General features: G+C 71.5%; 11 protein-coding genes. 5 read left to right on the top strand and 6 right to left on the bottom strand.

From position 1 onward, the window contains the following. The first annotated feature begins 124 nt into the window (after positions 1-124). Genes AB0Q90_RS29950 through AB0Q90_RS29930 form a run of 5 tightly spaced genes read left to right on the top strand, consistent with a single transcriptional unit; the run spans position 125 to position 7,940 of the window. Positions 125-1,336 (top strand): FxsB family cyclophane-forming radical SAM/SPASM peptide maturase, encoded by a 1,212-nt coding sequence (locus AB0Q90_RS29950; protein WP_363158548.1) that lies wholly within the window; start codon positions 125-127, stop codon positions 1,334-1,336. Further along, on the top strand, positions 1,333-2,112 hold the full coding sequence (locus tag AB0Q90_RS29945; RefSeq protein ID WP_363158549.1) for a hypothetical protein: 780 nt from the start codon (positions 1,333-1,335) through the stop codon (positions 2,110-2,112). Before AB0Q90_RS29950 ends, AB0Q90_RS29945 begins: the two co-directional genes overlap by 4 nt. A gap of 24 nt (positions 2,113-2,136) precedes the next feature. Then, on the top strand, positions 2,137-6,063 hold the full coding sequence (fxsT, locus tag AB0Q90_RS29940) for an FxSxx-COOH system tetratricopeptide repeat protein (RefSeq protein WP_363158551.1): 3,927 nt from the start codon (positions 2,137-2,139) through the stop codon (positions 6,061-6,063). Between the two features lie 28 nt (positions 6,064-6,091). After that, positions 6,092-6,925 (top strand): hypothetical protein, encoded by an 834-nt coding sequence (locus AB0Q90_RS29935; RefSeq protein WP_363158553.1) that lies wholly within the window; start codon positions 6,092-6,094, stop codon positions 6,923-6,925. Further along, the gene (locus AB0Q90_RS29930) at positions 6,918-7,940 is read left to right on the top strand and encodes a hypothetical protein (RefSeq protein ID WP_363158554.1); all 1,023 of its coding nucleotides are present in this window, start codon (positions 6,918-6,920) and stop codon (positions 7,938-7,940) included. Before AB0Q90_RS29935 ends, AB0Q90_RS29930 begins: the two co-directional genes overlap by 8 nt. Before the next feature lie 1,224 nt (positions 7,941-9,164). Here AB0Q90_RS29930 and dmpG read toward each other — a convergent pair. The 6 genes from dmpG to AB0Q90_RS29900 are packed head-to-tail and all read right to left on the bottom strand — an operon-like array spanning position 9,165 to position 15,327. Continuing rightward, on the bottom strand, positions 9,165-10,178 hold the full coding sequence (gene dmpG, locus AB0Q90_RS29925) for a 4-hydroxy-2-oxovalerate aldolase (RefSeq protein WP_363158555.1): 1,014 nt from the start codon (positions 10,176-10,178) through the stop codon (positions 9,165-9,167). Further along, a complete protein-coding gene (locus AB0Q90_RS29920; protein WP_363158556.1) occupies positions 10,175-11,095 on the bottom strand; it encodes an acetaldehyde dehydrogenase (acetylating) in 921 nt (306 codons plus the stop codon). Before AB0Q90_RS29920 ends, dmpG begins: the two co-directional genes overlap by 4 nt. Next, entirely contained in the window at positions 11,092-11,886 is a 795-nt protein-coding gene (locus tag AB0Q90_RS29915; RefSeq protein ID WP_363158557.1) for a fumarylacetoacetate hydrolase family protein, read from the bottom strand. Before AB0Q90_RS29915 ends, AB0Q90_RS29920 begins: the two co-directional genes overlap by 4 nt. 5 nt (positions 11,887-11,891) lie before the next feature. Next, a complete protein-coding gene (locus AB0Q90_RS29910; protein WP_363158558.1) occupies positions 11,892-12,890 on the bottom strand; it encodes a VOC family protein in 999 nt (332 codons plus the stop codon). Continuing rightward, positions 12,887-13,750 (bottom strand): alpha/beta fold hydrolase, encoded by an 864-nt coding sequence (locus tag AB0Q90_RS29905; protein ID WP_363158559.1) that lies wholly within the window; start codon positions 13,748-13,750, stop codon positions 12,887-12,889. The genes AB0Q90_RS29910 and AB0Q90_RS29905 overlap by 4 nt, the downstream gene beginning before the upstream one ends. After that, the gene (locus AB0Q90_RS29900) at positions 13,747-15,327 is read right to left on the bottom strand and encodes a bifunctional 3-(3-hydroxy-phenyl)propionate/3-hydroxycinnamic acid hydroxylase (protein ID WP_363158560.1); all 1,581 of its coding nucleotides are present in this window, start codon (positions 15,325-15,327) and stop codon (positions 13,747-13,749) included. The genes AB0Q90_RS29905 and AB0Q90_RS29900 overlap by 4 nt, the downstream gene beginning before the upstream one ends. Between the last annotated feature and the right edge of the window lie 66 nt (positions 15,328-15,393).

Below are 15,393 nucleotides of genomic sequence, written 5' to 3'. Positions count from 1 at the left end.
GAAAGTCCTCCGCACGCTCCGCCGGACGCCCTCGATCTGAGCCGGCTGCCGCGCAGCGCGCTCATAGAGGCCCTGCTGCGCAATGCCGGACAGAGCTCCGGCCCCGAACGGCCGAGGTGGGAAAGTGCGGTGTGAGACCGCGCCCCGAGCCACCTCGCCGCCCGCCGAACCGGCGGCGATGTTCACCCAGTTCGTCGTCAAGCTCCACAGCCGCTGCAACTTCGGCTGCCCCGACTGCTACGTCTACGAGCACCGCGACCGCGGCTGGCGGGCCGAGCCGCTCGTGATGAGCCCCGCGGTGATGCGCCGGCTGTCCGTCAGAATCACCGAACATCTGCGCCGCCACCGCCCGGAACGGGCGCAGGTGACCTTGCACGGCGGTGAGCCCCTGCTGGCCGGGACCCTCGCCCTGGAGCAGTTCGCCGGCGGCCTGCGCGCCGCCACCCACGGCCTGGCCACCCAGGTCAACCTGCACATCCAGACCAACGCCTCCCTGCTCGACCACGCCTTCCTGGAGGTGTTCCGCCGCTACGGCATCACGGTCGGCGTCAGTGTCGACGGCACCGCGGAGTCCCACGACCGGCGCCGGCCCGACCGGCGCGGCCGCGGCACATACGCCGAGGTGACGCGCGCGCTGTCGCTGCTGCGCGGCCCGCGCTACCGGCCGCTGTACCGAGGGCTGTTGTGCGTGGTGGACATCGAGGCGGACCCGGTGGCGACGTACGAGGCACTGCTCGCGCACGAACCACCCGCCATCGGCCTGCTGCTGCCGCTCGCCACCTGGCAGTTCCCGCCGTACCGGCCCGCGGGCGCCGGTGCCGCGCCGTACGGCCGCTGGCTCGCGGCGGTGTTCGACCGCTGGTTCGGCGCCGCCCGCCGCGAGACCTCGGTCAGGCTCTTCGACTCCCTGCTCGACCTGCATCTGGGCGGCACCAGCACGAGCGAGATGTGGGGTCCCTACGGGGCGGACGTGGTGGTGATCCAGCCGTCCGGGCGGATCGACTACAACGACGTATTGAAGACGGTGAGCACGCAGGCCGCCCGCTCCCCCCTGCACATCGGCGCCCATGACTTCGACCGCGCCGCCGCCGATCCGGGGTTCGCCGCGGAGCGCGCCGGGCCGCCCGGACTGTGCCGGCAGTGCCGGTCCTGCCCGGTCGTCGATGTCTGCGGAGGTGGTTTGCGCGCCCATCGCCACCACCCGGACAACGGCTTCGACAATCCCTCGTGCTACTGCGAGGACCTGAGATTCCTGATCGACCACGTGCGGGAGCAACTGGCGCATGGTGTCAGCTCGTTGCGCGCGCGTCTTGACCGAAGGGGGTTGAGCGCATGACCGCGCACCGCAGTCCCGGCGCTCCGTACTACTACATCAGCCACGCCCTGCCCGGCCCGTCGGACCCCTGGGTGCGGGCCTTCCACACCGACCTCCAGGCCGAGATACACCGGCGGCTGGGTTCCGACCCGCGCTACACGGGCCTGCTTCCGGATCCCTCCCGCGACTGCTGGGGGGCGCAGGAGGGGGACTGGGCGCCGGTCATGCGCTGCCGCACGCTCCTCGCCCTGCTGACCGACCGCTACTACAAGGAGCCGCGCACGCTCCGCGACCTCGCGGTGTTCCGCCGGCGGCTGCTGTGGGAGCAGCACCAGACCGGGGAGCGCTCGACCGCTCTGGTACCGGTGCTGTGGACTACCAAGGGGCTGCCGTCGCGCCGGGATCCGGACACCGTGACCGTGCAGGTCGACGACTACACGAGGGCCGGTCTCGCCGGGCTGGTGGGGGCCGCGCATGCGCGCGGCGGCTATCTGAGAGTGCTGCGGGCGGTCGTCGAACGGATCCTCACCGGCGCCCGCCACTCGCCTCCCGTGATGACCCCTCAGGACCTCTATTACTCAGCTTCCCCGGGCGTTTCGGAAATGCCGCGAATTCCGCTCTCAGCCGATTGCTTCGGAGATAGGCACTTCGTGTCCGCCCGGGTACCGTTGCAGCCTACGCACGCCGCACCACCGTCCCACCGCCCCGAGCGGCCGTGGGAGGCAGCCCCCCACAGATCATGGTTCGCCACGTCGGACAGCGGCGAGCGGCCGATCCTCCGAGGGCCTCACAGCTGACGCACCGACGTTGGAGCGACATCGATGAGCAGCGCCGCGCCATCCGGTTCCGCATTTGCTCGGAACCACGCGACTGTCGTCACCTTCTACTCGTACAAAGGTGGAGTCGGGCGGACCATGGCGCTGGCCAACGTCGCCTGGCTGCTGGCCGATGCGGGGCACCGGGTCCTCGTAGTCGACTGGGACCTGGAGTCGCCCGGTCTGGGCCGCTTCCTACGCCCGTTCCTGCGCGACCCCGAACTGCGTGAGTCGACCGGCGTGGTGGAGATGGTCCTGGACTACGGCAGGGCCGTGGAGGCGCTGGCCGCCCAGGAGTTGCCCGGGGCCGAGGCAGGGGCGCGGCTGGCGGAGCTGCTGGAGCGGCACACGCAGGCGGGCAATCACACAGACTCGCTCGCGTACCGGTTCGCGCGGCCCGAGGGCCGTATCGACTTCCTCGGACCGGGACTGCAGGACAGCCTCTACAGCGAGCGTGTCGCGACCTTCGAGTGGAACCGTTTCTACAGGGAACAGGGCGGTCGGCGCTTCGCGGAGACGCTCCGGGAGAGCCTGCGCTCCAGCGACTACGACTACGTCCTCATCGACAGCCGCACCGGCCACTCGGACAACGCGAGCCTGTGCACGCTGATCCTGCCCGATGTGGTCGTCGTCGGCTTCAACCTCAGCAACCAGTCCATCGAGGGCTCCGCCGCCGTCGCCAACGACGTACGGCGGCAGTCCGGCGAGCGGATCAGGGTACTGCCGGTCCCCATGCGGGTGGACACCTCGTACCAGGAGCGCGTCGAACGCCGCCGGGCCTTGGCCCGCGCCCGGTTCGAGGGCGCCATCGGCCCCATCCTGCACACCAGCACGGAGCAGTACTGGCGCGAGGTCGAGGTGGCACACCTGCCGAACCTCGCCTACGAGGAAGTCCTCATCCCCTTCGCGCTGCAGAACTACGAGCCCTCGCTGCAGAAGCAGGCGTACGAACGGCTCGCCCAGGAGATCAGCGGCGACCCCGGGCTGCGCTTCGCGCCCGTCCCGGACTCCGTCCGGGCCCACTATGTCGGGGCGTTCACCGAGTCGCCCGGGCAAGGCCCGCTGGTGCAGCTGCTGTTCGAGCCGCAGGACCAGGCGTATGCGGACTGGATCCGCGCGGAGCTGAACGCGAACGCGGTGCCCTGTGAGTTCGCCCCGGACGGCGGCGCTGCGGCCGACGGCGACGCGGCGACCACCTTCCTGGTGCTGATGTCCTCCGCGATGCTCAACTCCCCGCGGCTGACCGAGCTGGTGGGGAAGATGCCGAAATCGGGCACGCTGGCCATGAGTGCGCGGGTGGACGTGGCCTGGCTGGAGAACGTCGTGGCGCACGAGGCGCTCCGCGACCGGCCGGGCCCCAAGTTGTACACCCTGGACGAGCTGTCGGCGCGCAACGCTCTGCTGACCCACTTCGTCCCTGCCGAGCGGCGGCCCGACACCTGGGCGGACCGGAACGACAAGGGCCCTCGCTTCCCCGGCCGGCACCCCCGGGAACGGCACGGCATGCGACAGCGCCAAGGGGACTTCCTGGGCCGCGAGGCATATCTGCGGCGCCTGCGCAACGCCCTGCCGCCCGGCCAGGCGGCCCATCCGGTCGTGCTGTACGGACCGGCGGGCGTGGGCAAGCGGACCCTGGCCCTGGAATATGTGCGCCGGTTCGGGGCGGACTACGACGTCGTGTGGTGGATGCCGGCCGACAGCGCCGAGCACGTCGAGCGGGAGCTCGTGGTGCTCAGCGAACGGCTCGGCGCCGCCCAGCGGTCCTCGCCCCAGGCCGTCGAGGCCCTGCGCGAGCTGCTGGAGGGACAGCGGGGTGAGTTCGACGAACGGTTGCTCCTCGTCTACGACGACGTCCGCGACCCCGGGGTGATCGAGAGCCTGCTCGTCACCGCCCCTCTGGTGCACACGCTGATCACGTCGGAGCATCGGGACTGGGGCACACTGGACCGCCGTATCGACATCGAGCCGCCGTCCACCGCCGAGGCCGTCCAGTACCTGCGCCGCAAGGCCACCAAACTGTCACCCGAACTGGCCGAGCGCCTGGTGGAGTTGGTGGAGCCGCTGCCGCAGTTGCTGGACCAGCTGGCCGCGTACCTGGTCAGCACCGAACGCCCGCCCGAGGAGGTGGTGGCCGAGCTCGTCCAGTCGATCACGAGCCGGCAGACCGTCGGCCAGGAGGACGCGCTGGCGGTGTGGAGCTGTGTCGTCGAGGACCTGGGCAAGGAGCGTCCGGCCTCTCTGGACCTGCTGAAGATGATGTCGGTGCTGTCCCCAGAGGGAACGGGCTGGGATCTGCTGGAGTCGCCGGCCGCCCTGGAGTTCCTGGGGCTGCCCGAGGGCGAGGAGGGCAGGCGGCAGCTCGGCTACGCGGCCGGCGGGCTCGTCAGCCGGTCCCAGGCACGCGTCTGCGACAACGGCAGGCGGCTGACTGCGGCCAGGATGAACCTCGCCGCGCAGCGCCGGGACCTGACGCCCCGGCAGACGGCGGAGCTCGCGTCGGGTGTCCGTCGCGTCCTGGCCGCGTACGCGCCCCCGGACGACCGCGTCGACGACCAGGACATGGTCCCGCGGTACGCGGAGCTGGACGGCCACGTCGAACCCTCGGGAGCGGAGCAGGACGACGACCTGGAAGTGGGCCGCTGGCTGGTCAACCAGGTCCGCTACCGGCGGCGCAACCAGCGTCTGGAGGCCGCCCTCGGCCTGGCACTGCGACTGGAGCCGGCGTGGGCCGCCCGGGCGGCCGCCACCGACGTCGTCGGAGACCCCCGGAGACTCCTCCTGCTGCGCCTGCGGATCGAGCTGGCCAACATCCACACCGACGCCGGACGGTTCCCGGAGGCCGACCGCATCAACCGGGCGACGCTGGACCAACTGCGCCTGGAACAAGGGCTGGACGGCCACTTCACCCTGCGCAGCGCGCTGTCGCGGGGGGCCCAGCTGCGCGCCCTGGGGCATCCCCAGGAGGCGCTCGCCGAGGAACAGGCGACCCGGGAGGTGCTGCGCGCCAAGTACGGCCCGGACAACCACTTCACGCTCATGGCGGGCAGCAACCTGGGGTTGTCCCTGGCCATGGTGGGGCTCTCCCAGGACTCCCTGGAGCAGCACAAGGACAGCCACGAACGCCGACTGCGGATACACGGCGAGCAGCATCCGCTGACCCTGCGCTCCTCGGTGAACGTGGGCAACCGGCTGCGTGAAGTCGGCCTGTTCGAGGCGTCGTTGAGCCGTCTGCAGGAGGTCAGGCGGCAGATCAGGATACTCGGCGACCTCGGCCCGGCCGATCTGACGACCCTGCGCACGGCCCGGGCGCTGGGCTCGACGCTGCGGCACATCGCCGTGCTCGCTCCCGGGCTCACCCCGGGCGAGCGGGAAGGCAAGGCGGAGTCCGCCCGGATGAACGACCTGCGGGCGGCGGAGGGCTTCGAGGCATACGGCGGTGCCGGGCACCACGAGGCGTTGCAGGCGCGCGTGGGGCACGCCGCCGACCTGCGACTCCGGCACCAGACCGGCGACGCGACGGCGATGGCCCAGCGGAACCTCACCGCGTACCGCGAGTGGCGCGAGGACCATCTCTTCGCCCGTATCTGCGAGGTGAACCTGGCCCTGTGCCTGCGCGACGCCGATGACGAGACCGCAGCCGAGTACAGCGAGCGGGGCCTGCGCGGCCTGCGCGAGATCCTGCCCGTCGACCCGCATCATCCGCTGATCCTGACGGCGGCCGTGTGTCACGCCAACATGCTGGTCTTCGCGGGAGATTCAGGGGCGGCGCGGGAGCTCGACGAGGACACGCACCGAGGCCTGCTGGAGAAGTTCGGCCCCGAGCATCCCCTCACGCTGATCGTGGCCGGGCATCTGGGCCTGCGGGAGGGCACGTCCGGCCGGGCGCGCCCGGACAGCCGTATCGGCATCGAACTGGACATCCCCTCCATCTGAGGGAACCGCACGGCGCAAGGAGGATCCGATGTCGCATCCGCGGACGAAGTCCATCGGCGTCCCGCACGAGGTGGCGGTGCTCTCCACCACCCGCGGCAGCGGAGCGACGCTGCTCACGGCGGCGGCCGGTCTGCTCATTGACGACGTGGTGGGCCGCGTCGGGCAGTCCGTGATCCTGATGGACGCGGACACCGGGGGCGGCGGGCTGACCGACCTGACCCAGTTCTGGAAAACGGTGTCCACCACCGACGTGGACGGTCTGCTGGGATTCGCCCGGGACCGCATCGGCCTGGCCCACCGCTCCGTGCTCCCGTACATGCGCCATGTGTACACCGGTGATCCGCGGCGCCGGGACATGGCGCTCTTCCCGCTCGGGCCGGACGGCAGGCCGGGCGAGCTCCCGCTGGTCAACGGGGCCCTCCCGGGGGTCGTCGGTGCCGCCCTCGCCAGGCTCGTGGAGATTCAGGGCTGTCTGATCGTCGACTGCGGCGCCGACCGCACGCCGGTCACGCTGGAGGTGTGCCGCCGGCTCGAACACATCATCGTGGTCGGCCAGTCGGAGCCGGAGGGCGGCGGGGAGACCGCCCGGCTCGTGTCCTGGCTGACGGAACACGGCCTCGGCGGCAAGGTGCTCGGCTGGGTGTACAACAGCCCGAACGGCGCGCAGCCCACGACGGCCGACCCCGCCGGGGCCGGTCCCGCGCTGATGCGGCTGCCGTACGACCGGAGCGCCGCCGACACCGTCGCCCAGGGGCGGCTGCCGGAGCGCACGGCAAGTCCACTGCTTGAGGCCTTGTGCGAGCGGTTGCTGGCACTGTGGCCGGACGTTCTGAACGACGGCTCATGGGGGCGAGATGAGTGATGACAGGGAACGACGGCCTTCCGCGGCGCCGCCGGAGGTCCGCCGCGCGGCTCATGTGACCGACGACGCCGACGCGTACATCGGGCTGTGCGCCGATGCGCTGAGCGAGAGCGGGCTCCACCATGTCGCCGAGTACCGCTGGGGGGTCTTCAACTACTCGGCGGACATCCTGGACCGGCTGCCCGCGGACGCGGGCAGCGGGTTCGGCGGCACGGAGAACGAGGGCCGGCGGGAGATGTTCACCCGTCTGGGCCGCCAGCTCCACTACATCCTGGGCTGCATGGACCATGTGCTGCGCTCGGTGGACAGCGGCCGGCTCATCCGCAGTGTGCTCCAGTTCGGCGACGGCGCGGTCTTTCACTACTACTTCCGCGCGGACGACTACCTCACCGGTGTCTCCCTCGGCGCGGACGCCGTGGAGGCGGGCGACCGGGCGATGGCCGGCCTCCTGGGCGCGTTCAACGAGCGGATCGGCGTCCCCAATCCGAACCCGGGCGGCTTCCTGACCGAGTCGTCCCTTCCGGTGACGGAGCCGTGGGTCCCCTCCAAGAAGCCGCACATGGTCAGGGAGGGAGTGTGGGGAGAGTCGGATCCCCCCGTGCTCACCCACTGCCGCGATGCGGTGTCCGCGCAGGGACTGCACTACGCCGGCTACTTCGCGCCGGGCAGCGGCCACCTGAGCGCGGACTCCTTCAACCATCCCGACCTGTCCCGGTTCTTCGGCGGCCTCACCCGCGACGAGCGCCGCACCCGCTACGCGGAACTGGGCGAACGTCTGCACTATGTGGTGGCGCGGCTGAACCAGTCCCTGCGCGCGGTGATGCCGGGGCAGCTCAAGCGCGTCGTACTGGACGTGCAGGAGGGTGCCCTGTTCTACGTCGACCGGGACGAGGGCCACTTCCTGCTGGGCGTCACCCTGGACCAGAGCCAAGTGGCACTGGCCGACCGGCAGATGAACCGGCTCGTGCACAGCGTGTCGGCCACGACAGGCGAGGAACCGGACGAAATCCTCTGAACTGTGTCGCCGTGGGTGACCAAACGCTCACGCGGGTATGCCGCAAGTGCGAACCGCGCGCATTCGGTCCCGGCGCGCGCCCACAGCTGGGATGCTCATCGCCGTTGGGAGTCGGCCGGATCGGAGCGAGCCATGGCCAGCACGCTGAAAGCCGCGCGTCACTTATGGGTCATGCTCGCGGTGCTCGGCGTCGGCTGGGGCCTGTCCGCCGTCACGGGGCTCGACGCCCTCACCGACACCGCGGCCTATCCGCTGATCATCGCTGCGCTGCTCGCCGTCGGCCTGTTCGGATCGACCTCGGGCATCGATCTCGACGAGGCGCGCCACGATCTGCGCACGCTGCTCCTCGCGGTCACCGTCGGGGTGCTCGCCAAGGCGGCGCTGATCGTTCCGGTGCTGTGGCTCGCCGTCGACGAACCGGCGTACGTCCTGCTGGCGATCACGGTCGCCCAGATCGATCCGCTCTCGGTGGCGGCGCTGCGGGCGCGGTCCCGGATGTCCGAGCGGGGCAAGACGGTGCTGTCCGTCTGGGCCTCCTTCGACGATCCGGTCACCGTCCTGCTCACCGCCTATCTGGCGCCGGTGGCGCTGAGCGCCCTGGACAGCGGCGCCGACTCCTCCGAACTGCCCGTGTCGGCAGGCTCGTACGCCCTGACCACGGTGGGGAACGCGGGCCTGGTCGTGGTGGCCGCGCTCGCCTGGTTCGTGCTGCGGCCGCGGCGGGACGGCCGGGCGGACTCCTGGTGGCGGACCGGCGCCTCCCTCGTGCTGCTCGGCGGCATCCTCGCCGCGGCGACCGCGTACGGGTGGATGCTCGGTGTGGCGGTCGTCGGTCTGTTCTACCGCCCGCGCGTGCTGCTCGCGGCTCTCGACTGGATGCTGCGCGCCGCCTACTACGCGGCGCTGCTGGGCCTGGGCATGCTGCTCGTCGACGGCGTGGAGCCAGGACCCGGCATCGCGCTGGGCGTGGCCGCCTTCGTCGCGCAGATGATCGTGGGCTGGATCATCGCCCGGAACCTGGACCACTTCGACCGAGTCTCCCTGGCGATCGGCCAGCAGAACGGCGTGACGGCCGTCGTCCTGGCCCTGTCCCTCAAGCCGGCCTTTCCGCGCACGGTGGCCATCGTCGCCCCGGCCATCGTCACCGTCAACGTCCTGCACCTCCTGGCGAACGAGGCCTGGAACCGGCTCCAACGGCCCCCCGTCGAGCCGGAGCCGGACGACTCACCGCCCCCGGGATCCCACGAGGTCCAGCGCGATGTCCGCGATCATGTCCTCCTGCCCCCCGACCAGCCCCCGCCGCCCCACCTCGACGAGGATCGCCCGGGCATCGACCCCGTACCGGAGCGCCGCGGTCTCGGCATGCCGGAGGAAGCTGGAGTACACGCCCGCGTAGCCGAGGGTGAGGGTCTCGCGGTCCACGCGCACCTCGCGGTCCTGCAGTGGCCGTACGACGTCGTCCGCTGTGTCCATCAGGGGGAACAGGTCGCAGCCGTGCCGCCAGCCCATGAGGTCGGCGACCGCGACGAAGGCTTCTAGCGGGCAGTTGCCGGCGCCCGCGCCCTGGCCGGCCAGGGAGGCGTCGACGCGGGTGACGCCGTGTTCGACGGCGACGACCGAATTGGCGACGCCGAGGCCCAGGTTGTGGTGGGCGTGGATGCCCAGCCGGGTCGCCGGGTCCAGGACGTCCCGGTAGGCGCGGACTCGGTCGCGGATGCCGTCCATGGTGAGGCGGCCGCCGGAGTCGGTGACGTACACGCACTGGGCGCCGTAGGACTCCATCAGGCGTGCCTGGCGGGCGAGTTCGGCGGGTTCGGCCAGGTGGGACATCATCAGGAAGCCGGACACGTCCATGCCCAACTCCCGTGCCGCCGCGATGTGCTGGGCGGAGATGTCGGCCTCGGTGCAGTGCGTGGCGACGCGTACCGAGCGGATGCCGAGGGCGTGTGCCTGTCTGAGGTCGTGGACGGTGCCGATGCCGGGCAGCAGGAGGGTGGTCGGGACCGCCCGCTGTACGACGTCCACCACCGCCTCGATCCACTCCCAGTCGGTGTGCGCGCCGACGCCGTAGGTGATGCTGGAGCCGGCCAGGCCGTCGCCGTGGGCGATCTCGATCGCGGCGACGCCGGCGGTGTCGAGGGCGGCGGCGATGGTGCGGGCCTGGTCGACGGTGTAGCGGTGGCGGACGGCGTGCATGCCGTCCCTGAGGGTCACGTCCTGGACGTACACCGTGGTCATGCGATGGCCTCCGTGGCGTGCGCGGCCATGCGTTCCGCGGTGCGCAGTGCGGCCGAGGTCATGATGTCGAGGTTGCCCGCGTAGGCGGGCAAGTAGTGGGCGGCGCCCTCCACTTCGAGGAAGACGGAGACCTTCACGGTGCCCCCGGCCCTGAGCAGCGGGTCGTCGGGTTCCACGCGGGTGAACTGCACCTTCTGCTTGAGGCGGTAGCCGGGCACGTAGGCCTGGACGCGGGCGGCCATCTCCTCCACCGAGGTGGTCACCGCGGCCTCGTCGCAGTCGCCGACCAGGCAGTGCACGGTGTCCCGCATGAGCAGCGGGGGTTCGGCGGGGTTGAGGACGATGATCGCCTTGCCGCGGGCGGCGCCGCCGACCTTCTCGACGGCGGCGGAGGTGGTCTCGGTGAACTCGTCGATGTTGGCCCGGGTTCCGGGGCCCGCCGAGCGCGAGGAGATGGAGGCGACGATCTCGCCGTAGTGCACGGGGGTCACGGCGTTGACGGCGGCGACGATCGGGATGGTGGCCTGGCCGCCGCAGGTGACCATGTTGACGTTCGGCGCGCCCAGGTGGGCGTCGCCGTTGACGGGCGGGACAACGTAGGGGCCGAGCGCGGCCGGGGTGAGGTCGACGACCGTGCGGCCAAGAGCGCGCAGGACCTCGTCGTGGTGGCGATGGGCGCCGGCGGAGGTGGCGTCGAAGACGAGGGACACGTCCGCGAATTCGTCCAGCCCCACCAGGCCGTCCACGCCCTCGTGGGTCGTCGCCACCTTCAGTCGGCGGGCGCGGGCGAGGCCGTCCGAGCCGGGGTCGATGCCGGCCATGGCGGCAATCTCCAGGGAGTCCGACAGCCGCAGGATTTTGATCATCAGGTCGGTGCCGATGTTGCCCGACCCGATGACGGCGACCTTGGTGGTCATGCCGTGGCTCCTTCCGTGCCGAACACGGTGGTGACCGTGCCCAGTCCTTCGATGTGCGCGGTGAACGTGTCGCCCTCGGCGGCGACCGCCATCGGGCCGAGCGCTCCGGTCAGCACGATGTCGCCGGCCCGCAGCGGGTCGCCGAGTCCGGCGAGGGCGGAGGCGAGCCAGAGGGCGGCGGTGAGCGGGCTGCCCAGGCAGTCGGCGCCGGTGCCCCGCGAGACGGTCTCGCCGTTCCTGGTGAGGGTCATCCCTACGGCGCGCAGGTCGACCCGGTCGAGCGGTACGGGGGTGCCGCCGAGGACGAACAGGCCGCAGGAGGCGTTGTCGGCGACGGTGTCGACGATGGAGATGTCCCAGCCGACGATGCGGCTGTCGACGATCTCCAGCGCGGGCAGGGCGAACGCGGTGGCCCGAAGCAGGTCGGCGACGGTCGGGTCCCGGTGCGGCAGATCGGCGCCGAGCACCAGGGCGACCTCGGCCTCGATCTTCGGCTGCAGCAGCCGGCCGGGGGCGATCCGCTCCCCCTCCGGCACCGCCATGTCGGCGAACAGGGCCCCGAAGTCGGGCTGTCCGACGCCGAGTTGGCGTTGCACGGCGGGTGAGGTCAGGCCGATCTTTCGGCCCACCGGGCGCCGGCCGGCGGCGAGGCCTCGCTCGACGTACAGGCGCTGTACGGCGTAGGCGGCCTCGATGTCCCCCTCGGGCAGGAGGGAGCGCACCGGTGGGCAGGGGATGCCGGTGCGGGTGGCCTCGTCCAGGACGTCGGCCACGGCGGATGCGTGGGGCATGCGGGTTACCTCCGGGTAGTGCTGCCGCTCAGGGCGGGGACCGTGTCCTCCGGGCGGGCCAGGGAGCGGGCGCCTTGGCGGAACTGGTCGAGCTTGTCGACGATGGTCCGGCCGACCGGCAGGTGGCCCCAGATGCTGATGCCCTGGTGGGTGCTCGGTTCCCAGGTGCTCTCGTCGATGACGATCGGGTTCCAGCCGACCTCCCACTCGAAGCCGGAGGGGGTGCGGGCGTAGTAGGAGAGTTCCTTGTCGTTGGTGTGCTGCCCGACGGTCAGGGCCATCCGGAAGCCGAGTTCGTGCACGCGCTGGTAGCTGCGGGCCACGTCGTCGAGGGTGGCGGCCTGGATGTTGAGGTGCTGGACGCGGGTGCGGACGGGGTCGAGCGGCAGGCCCCGGGTGGCGGCGATCGCTAGGGAGTGGTGGCGTTCGTTGACGCGCAGGAAGCGGATCTTGAGCTTGACGCCGCTGATGGTCTCGTCGATGAAGTCGGTCAGGCGGGCGTCGAAGACGGTGTCGAAGTAGCCGCGGATCCGCGCCGGCCGGGTGGAGGTGAGCGCGATGTGTCCCAGGCCGGAGTCGCCTGTGACCCAGCCGGAGGCGAGCATGCGCAGGGGCTTCGCCGAGGTCACGGGGTTGGTGTAGATCTCCTGCGTGATGCCCTTGGGGCCGGGGAAACGCAGCAGGCGTTCCACGCCGCGCAACTCCGCTTCCTCGGCGGTGCCTTGGACCGCGGGGACGCCGTGGGCGCGGAGGCGGGCCTCGATCTGTTCGAAGGAGGCGTGGTCGTCGATGTGCCAGCCGGTGGCGACGACGTCCTCGGCGGGGCCGCGCCGCAGCAGGAAGCGGCACTCCTGGTCGTCGAGGCGAAAGCGCATCAGGTCGCGGGAGAGGGCGTCGTGGTGCATGCCGATGGCGTCGGTGCCGAAGCGGCGCCAGTCGGCGAAGCGGTTGGTCTCGATGACGATGTGGCCGAGGTGGACCGAGCCGAAGAGGTCGCTGTTCATCGGCGGCCCGTCAGGAAGTCGGCGCACAGGCGGTTGAACAGGTCGGCGCGTTCGAACTGGACCCAGTGCCCGGTGTTGGCGGCCTCGTACAGGTCGCAGTTGGGCATGCGCTCGGCCAGCATGCGGCCGCCGGAGGGCCGGTTGACCTTGTCGGCGGCGCCCCACAGCACCAGCGTGGGCACGGGCAGCCGGGACAGGCGCGGGTCGCGGGTGAAGTCCATCTTCCACACGGTGCGCAGCGACTTCGGGCGCCTGAGCGGCGGGGCCGCGACGACTTCCGGGTCGATGCTGGCCCGGTAGCGTGTGTCGATGACGCTGTCCGGTACGTCGGCGGCGTTGAAGACCAGGTACTGGCGGATGAACTTCTCCAGCTTGGGCCGCGAAGGGCCGTCCCCCCTGTAGTAGTTGAGCAGGCTGGTGAGGCCGGGCGTGGGCAGGGCGCGGGTGGTGCCGATGCCGCCGGGGCCCATCAGGACCATGCGGTCGACGCGGTCCGGGGTGTCCAGGGCGAGGCGCAGGGCGCAGGCGCCGCCGTAGGAGTTGCCGACCAAGTGGGCCCGCTCCACGCCGAGTCGGTCCATCAGCCCGCGGATGCCGGTGGCGAGGTGGCCGAAGGGGTCGGTGCCGTCGACGCCCTTGGTGCTGCGGCCGTAGCCGGGCAGGTCGGGCACGATGACCCGGTACTCCTTGGCCAAGGCCCCGATGTTCCGGGTGTAGTTGGAGACGCCGGAGGCGCCGGGGCCGCCGCCGTGCAGGAGCAGGACGGGCGGGCCGTCGCCGGTCTGCGCGACGAAGATCGTCCTGCCGTCGATGTCGAGCAGTGACTCCTGCATCGACGGGAGTGCGGTGTTGGTGCTCATCGGGTCCTCACAGGGGCGGGAACGAATCCGGCGGGCGGCGGGGGGAGTTGGGCACCCTGGGGTGCGGCGGCGTAGACGTAGCCGTCGGGGCGCAGGGCGAGGGTGGCCGCGTGGTGCCGGTCGAGCCAGGGCAGCAGGACGTTGTCGCTGTCGACGAGGGTGCCCTCGGCGGGGCGGGTTCCGGCCGGGGTGACGGTGAGCGAGGGGACGTCCCAGGCGGGCTGGGCCGTGGCGGTGCGGGCGTGCAGCAGCAGCCAGCGGGTGCCGAGTACGTCGTCCAGCGGCAGGCGTTCGCCGTCGGGTGCGGTGACCCGGGGCTGGGGGATCTGGTGGCCGGAGGCCTTGGTGCGGGGGCGGGCCTGGAGGCCGTCGGCGTAGCGGGCGACGGGGATCCAGTTGGAGTCCTGGAGCCAGTCGGCAACGCCCTTGACCCGGGTCAGGACCGGCACCACGGAGTCACGGAACCGGGTGACCGCGCGCCGCCGTTCGGTGATGATCCGCCCGACGAACACGGCCCGTTTGGTGACCTCCTTGACGTGCGGTTTGCGTTCGGCCTCGTAGCTGTCGAGCACCGATCCGGGCAGCTCGCCGCGGAGCACGGCGGCCAGCTTCCAGCACAGGTTGGCCGCGTCGCGCACCCCGGCCGCCATGCCCTGGCCGATCCACGGCGGCATCGCGTGGGCGGCGTCCCCCGCCAGGAAGACGCGGTCCACCCGGAAGCGGGCGGCGAAGCGGACGTGGTGGCTGTAGACGGTGGCGCGCAGGATCTTGATCTGGTCGCGGCCGATGCCGTACCGGGACACCATCCGCAGGATCGCTTCGTCGGTGGTCAGATACGCCTCGTCGTCGTCCGGCAGGATCGGGAACTCCCAGCGGTGGTGGCCGAGCGGGGTCGGGCAGTCGACCGCTGGGCGGGCCGGGTCGCAGCGGAAGCGCAGCCGGTCGTGGTCGGGCCAGGGCCTGAGCATCTCGGTGTCGATGACGACCCAGCGGTCCTCGTACGTCCGTCCTTCGTAGCCCACGTTGAGCTGCGCGCGGGTGAGGCTGGAGCCGCCGTCGGCGGCGATGACGTACTTCGCGCGCAGGCGCCGTACGGAGTCGTCCGGGGCCGCCAGCACCGTCAGCTCCACGCCCTCGGTGTCCTGGCGCAGCCGAAGGCACTCGTGGCGCAGCAGCACCTCCACGTTCGGGTAGCGGGCGACGCCCTCGCGCAGGACCTGTTCCAGGGCCGGCTGGTAGATGAACATCTGCGGCGGATGGCCGTGCCCGCGCGGGGTGGGGCAGGCGCTGATGAAGGCACGGCCGCGGGCGTCGACGAAGTCCAGCGGGCGCTCGGCCAGCATGTCCTGCTTGAGCCGCTCGGCCAGACCTGCGCGCTGCCAGATCCGTACGACCTCCTCGTCGGTCGAGATGGCCCGGGCCCGTGCGAAAACGTCGGCGTCGCGCTCCAGCACGACCACCCTGAGGCCCGTCGCGCCCAGCAGGTTCGCTGCGGTCACACCGGTCGGCCCGTAGCCGATCACGGCCACGTCGTAGGTGTCGTCGTCGGCCCTTTTCCCGGCACTGATCTCGCTCATCAGGCCACCTCACTGTCGTCCCTGGGTGTCGCACGGCTCTTGCTGTAGCGTTTACTCCAATTGGAA

Source organism: Streptomyces sp. NPDC079141 (assembly GCF_040686775.1).
In the GTDB taxonomy this organism is placed as follows: domain Bacteria; phylum Actinomycetota; class Actinomycetes; order Streptomycetales; family Streptomycetaceae; genus Streptomyces.
Note: the sequence above shows the minus strand (reverse complement) of the source record. Positions and strands in the feature narration are given on the sequence as shown.

Coding starts and splice junctions, on each gene's coding strand:
- fxsT (WP_363158551.1), top strand. CDS start 2,137: ATGAGCAGCGCCGCGCCATCCGGTTCCGCATTTGCTCGGAACCACGCG.
- AB0Q90_RS29915 (WP_363158557.1), bottom strand. CDS start 11,886: ATGCCCCACGCATCCGCCGTGGCCGACGTCCTGGACGAGGCCACCCGC.
- AB0Q90_RS29910 (WP_363158558.1), bottom strand. CDS start 12,890: ATGAACAGCGACCTCTTCGGCTCGGTCCACCTCGGCCACATCGTCATC.
- AB0Q90_RS29905 (WP_363158559.1), bottom strand. CDS start 13,750: ATGAGCACCAACACCGCACTCCCGTCGATGCAGGAGTCACTGCTCGAC.
- AB0Q90_RS29900 (WP_363158560.1), bottom strand. CDS start 15,327: ATGAGCGAGATCAGTGCCGGGAAAAGGGCCGACGACGACACCTACGAC.
- dmpG (WP_363158555.1), bottom strand. CDS start 10,178: ATGACCACGGTGTACGTCCAGGACGTGACCCTCAGGGACGGCATGCAC.
- AB0Q90_RS29945 (WP_363158549.1), top strand. CDS start 1,333: ATGACCGCGCACCGCAGTCCCGGCGCTCCGTACTACTACATCAGCCAC.
- AB0Q90_RS29930 (WP_363158554.1), top strand. CDS start 6,918: ATGAGTGATGACAGGGAACGACGGCCTTCCGCGGCGCCGCCGGAGGTC.
- AB0Q90_RS29920 (WP_363158556.1), bottom strand. CDS start 11,095: ATGACCACCAAGGTCGCCGTCATCGGGTCGGGCAACATCGGCACCGAC.
- AB0Q90_RS29935 (WP_363158553.1), top strand. CDS start 6,092: ATGTCGCATCCGCGGACGAAGTCCATCGGCGTCCCGCACGAGGTGGCG.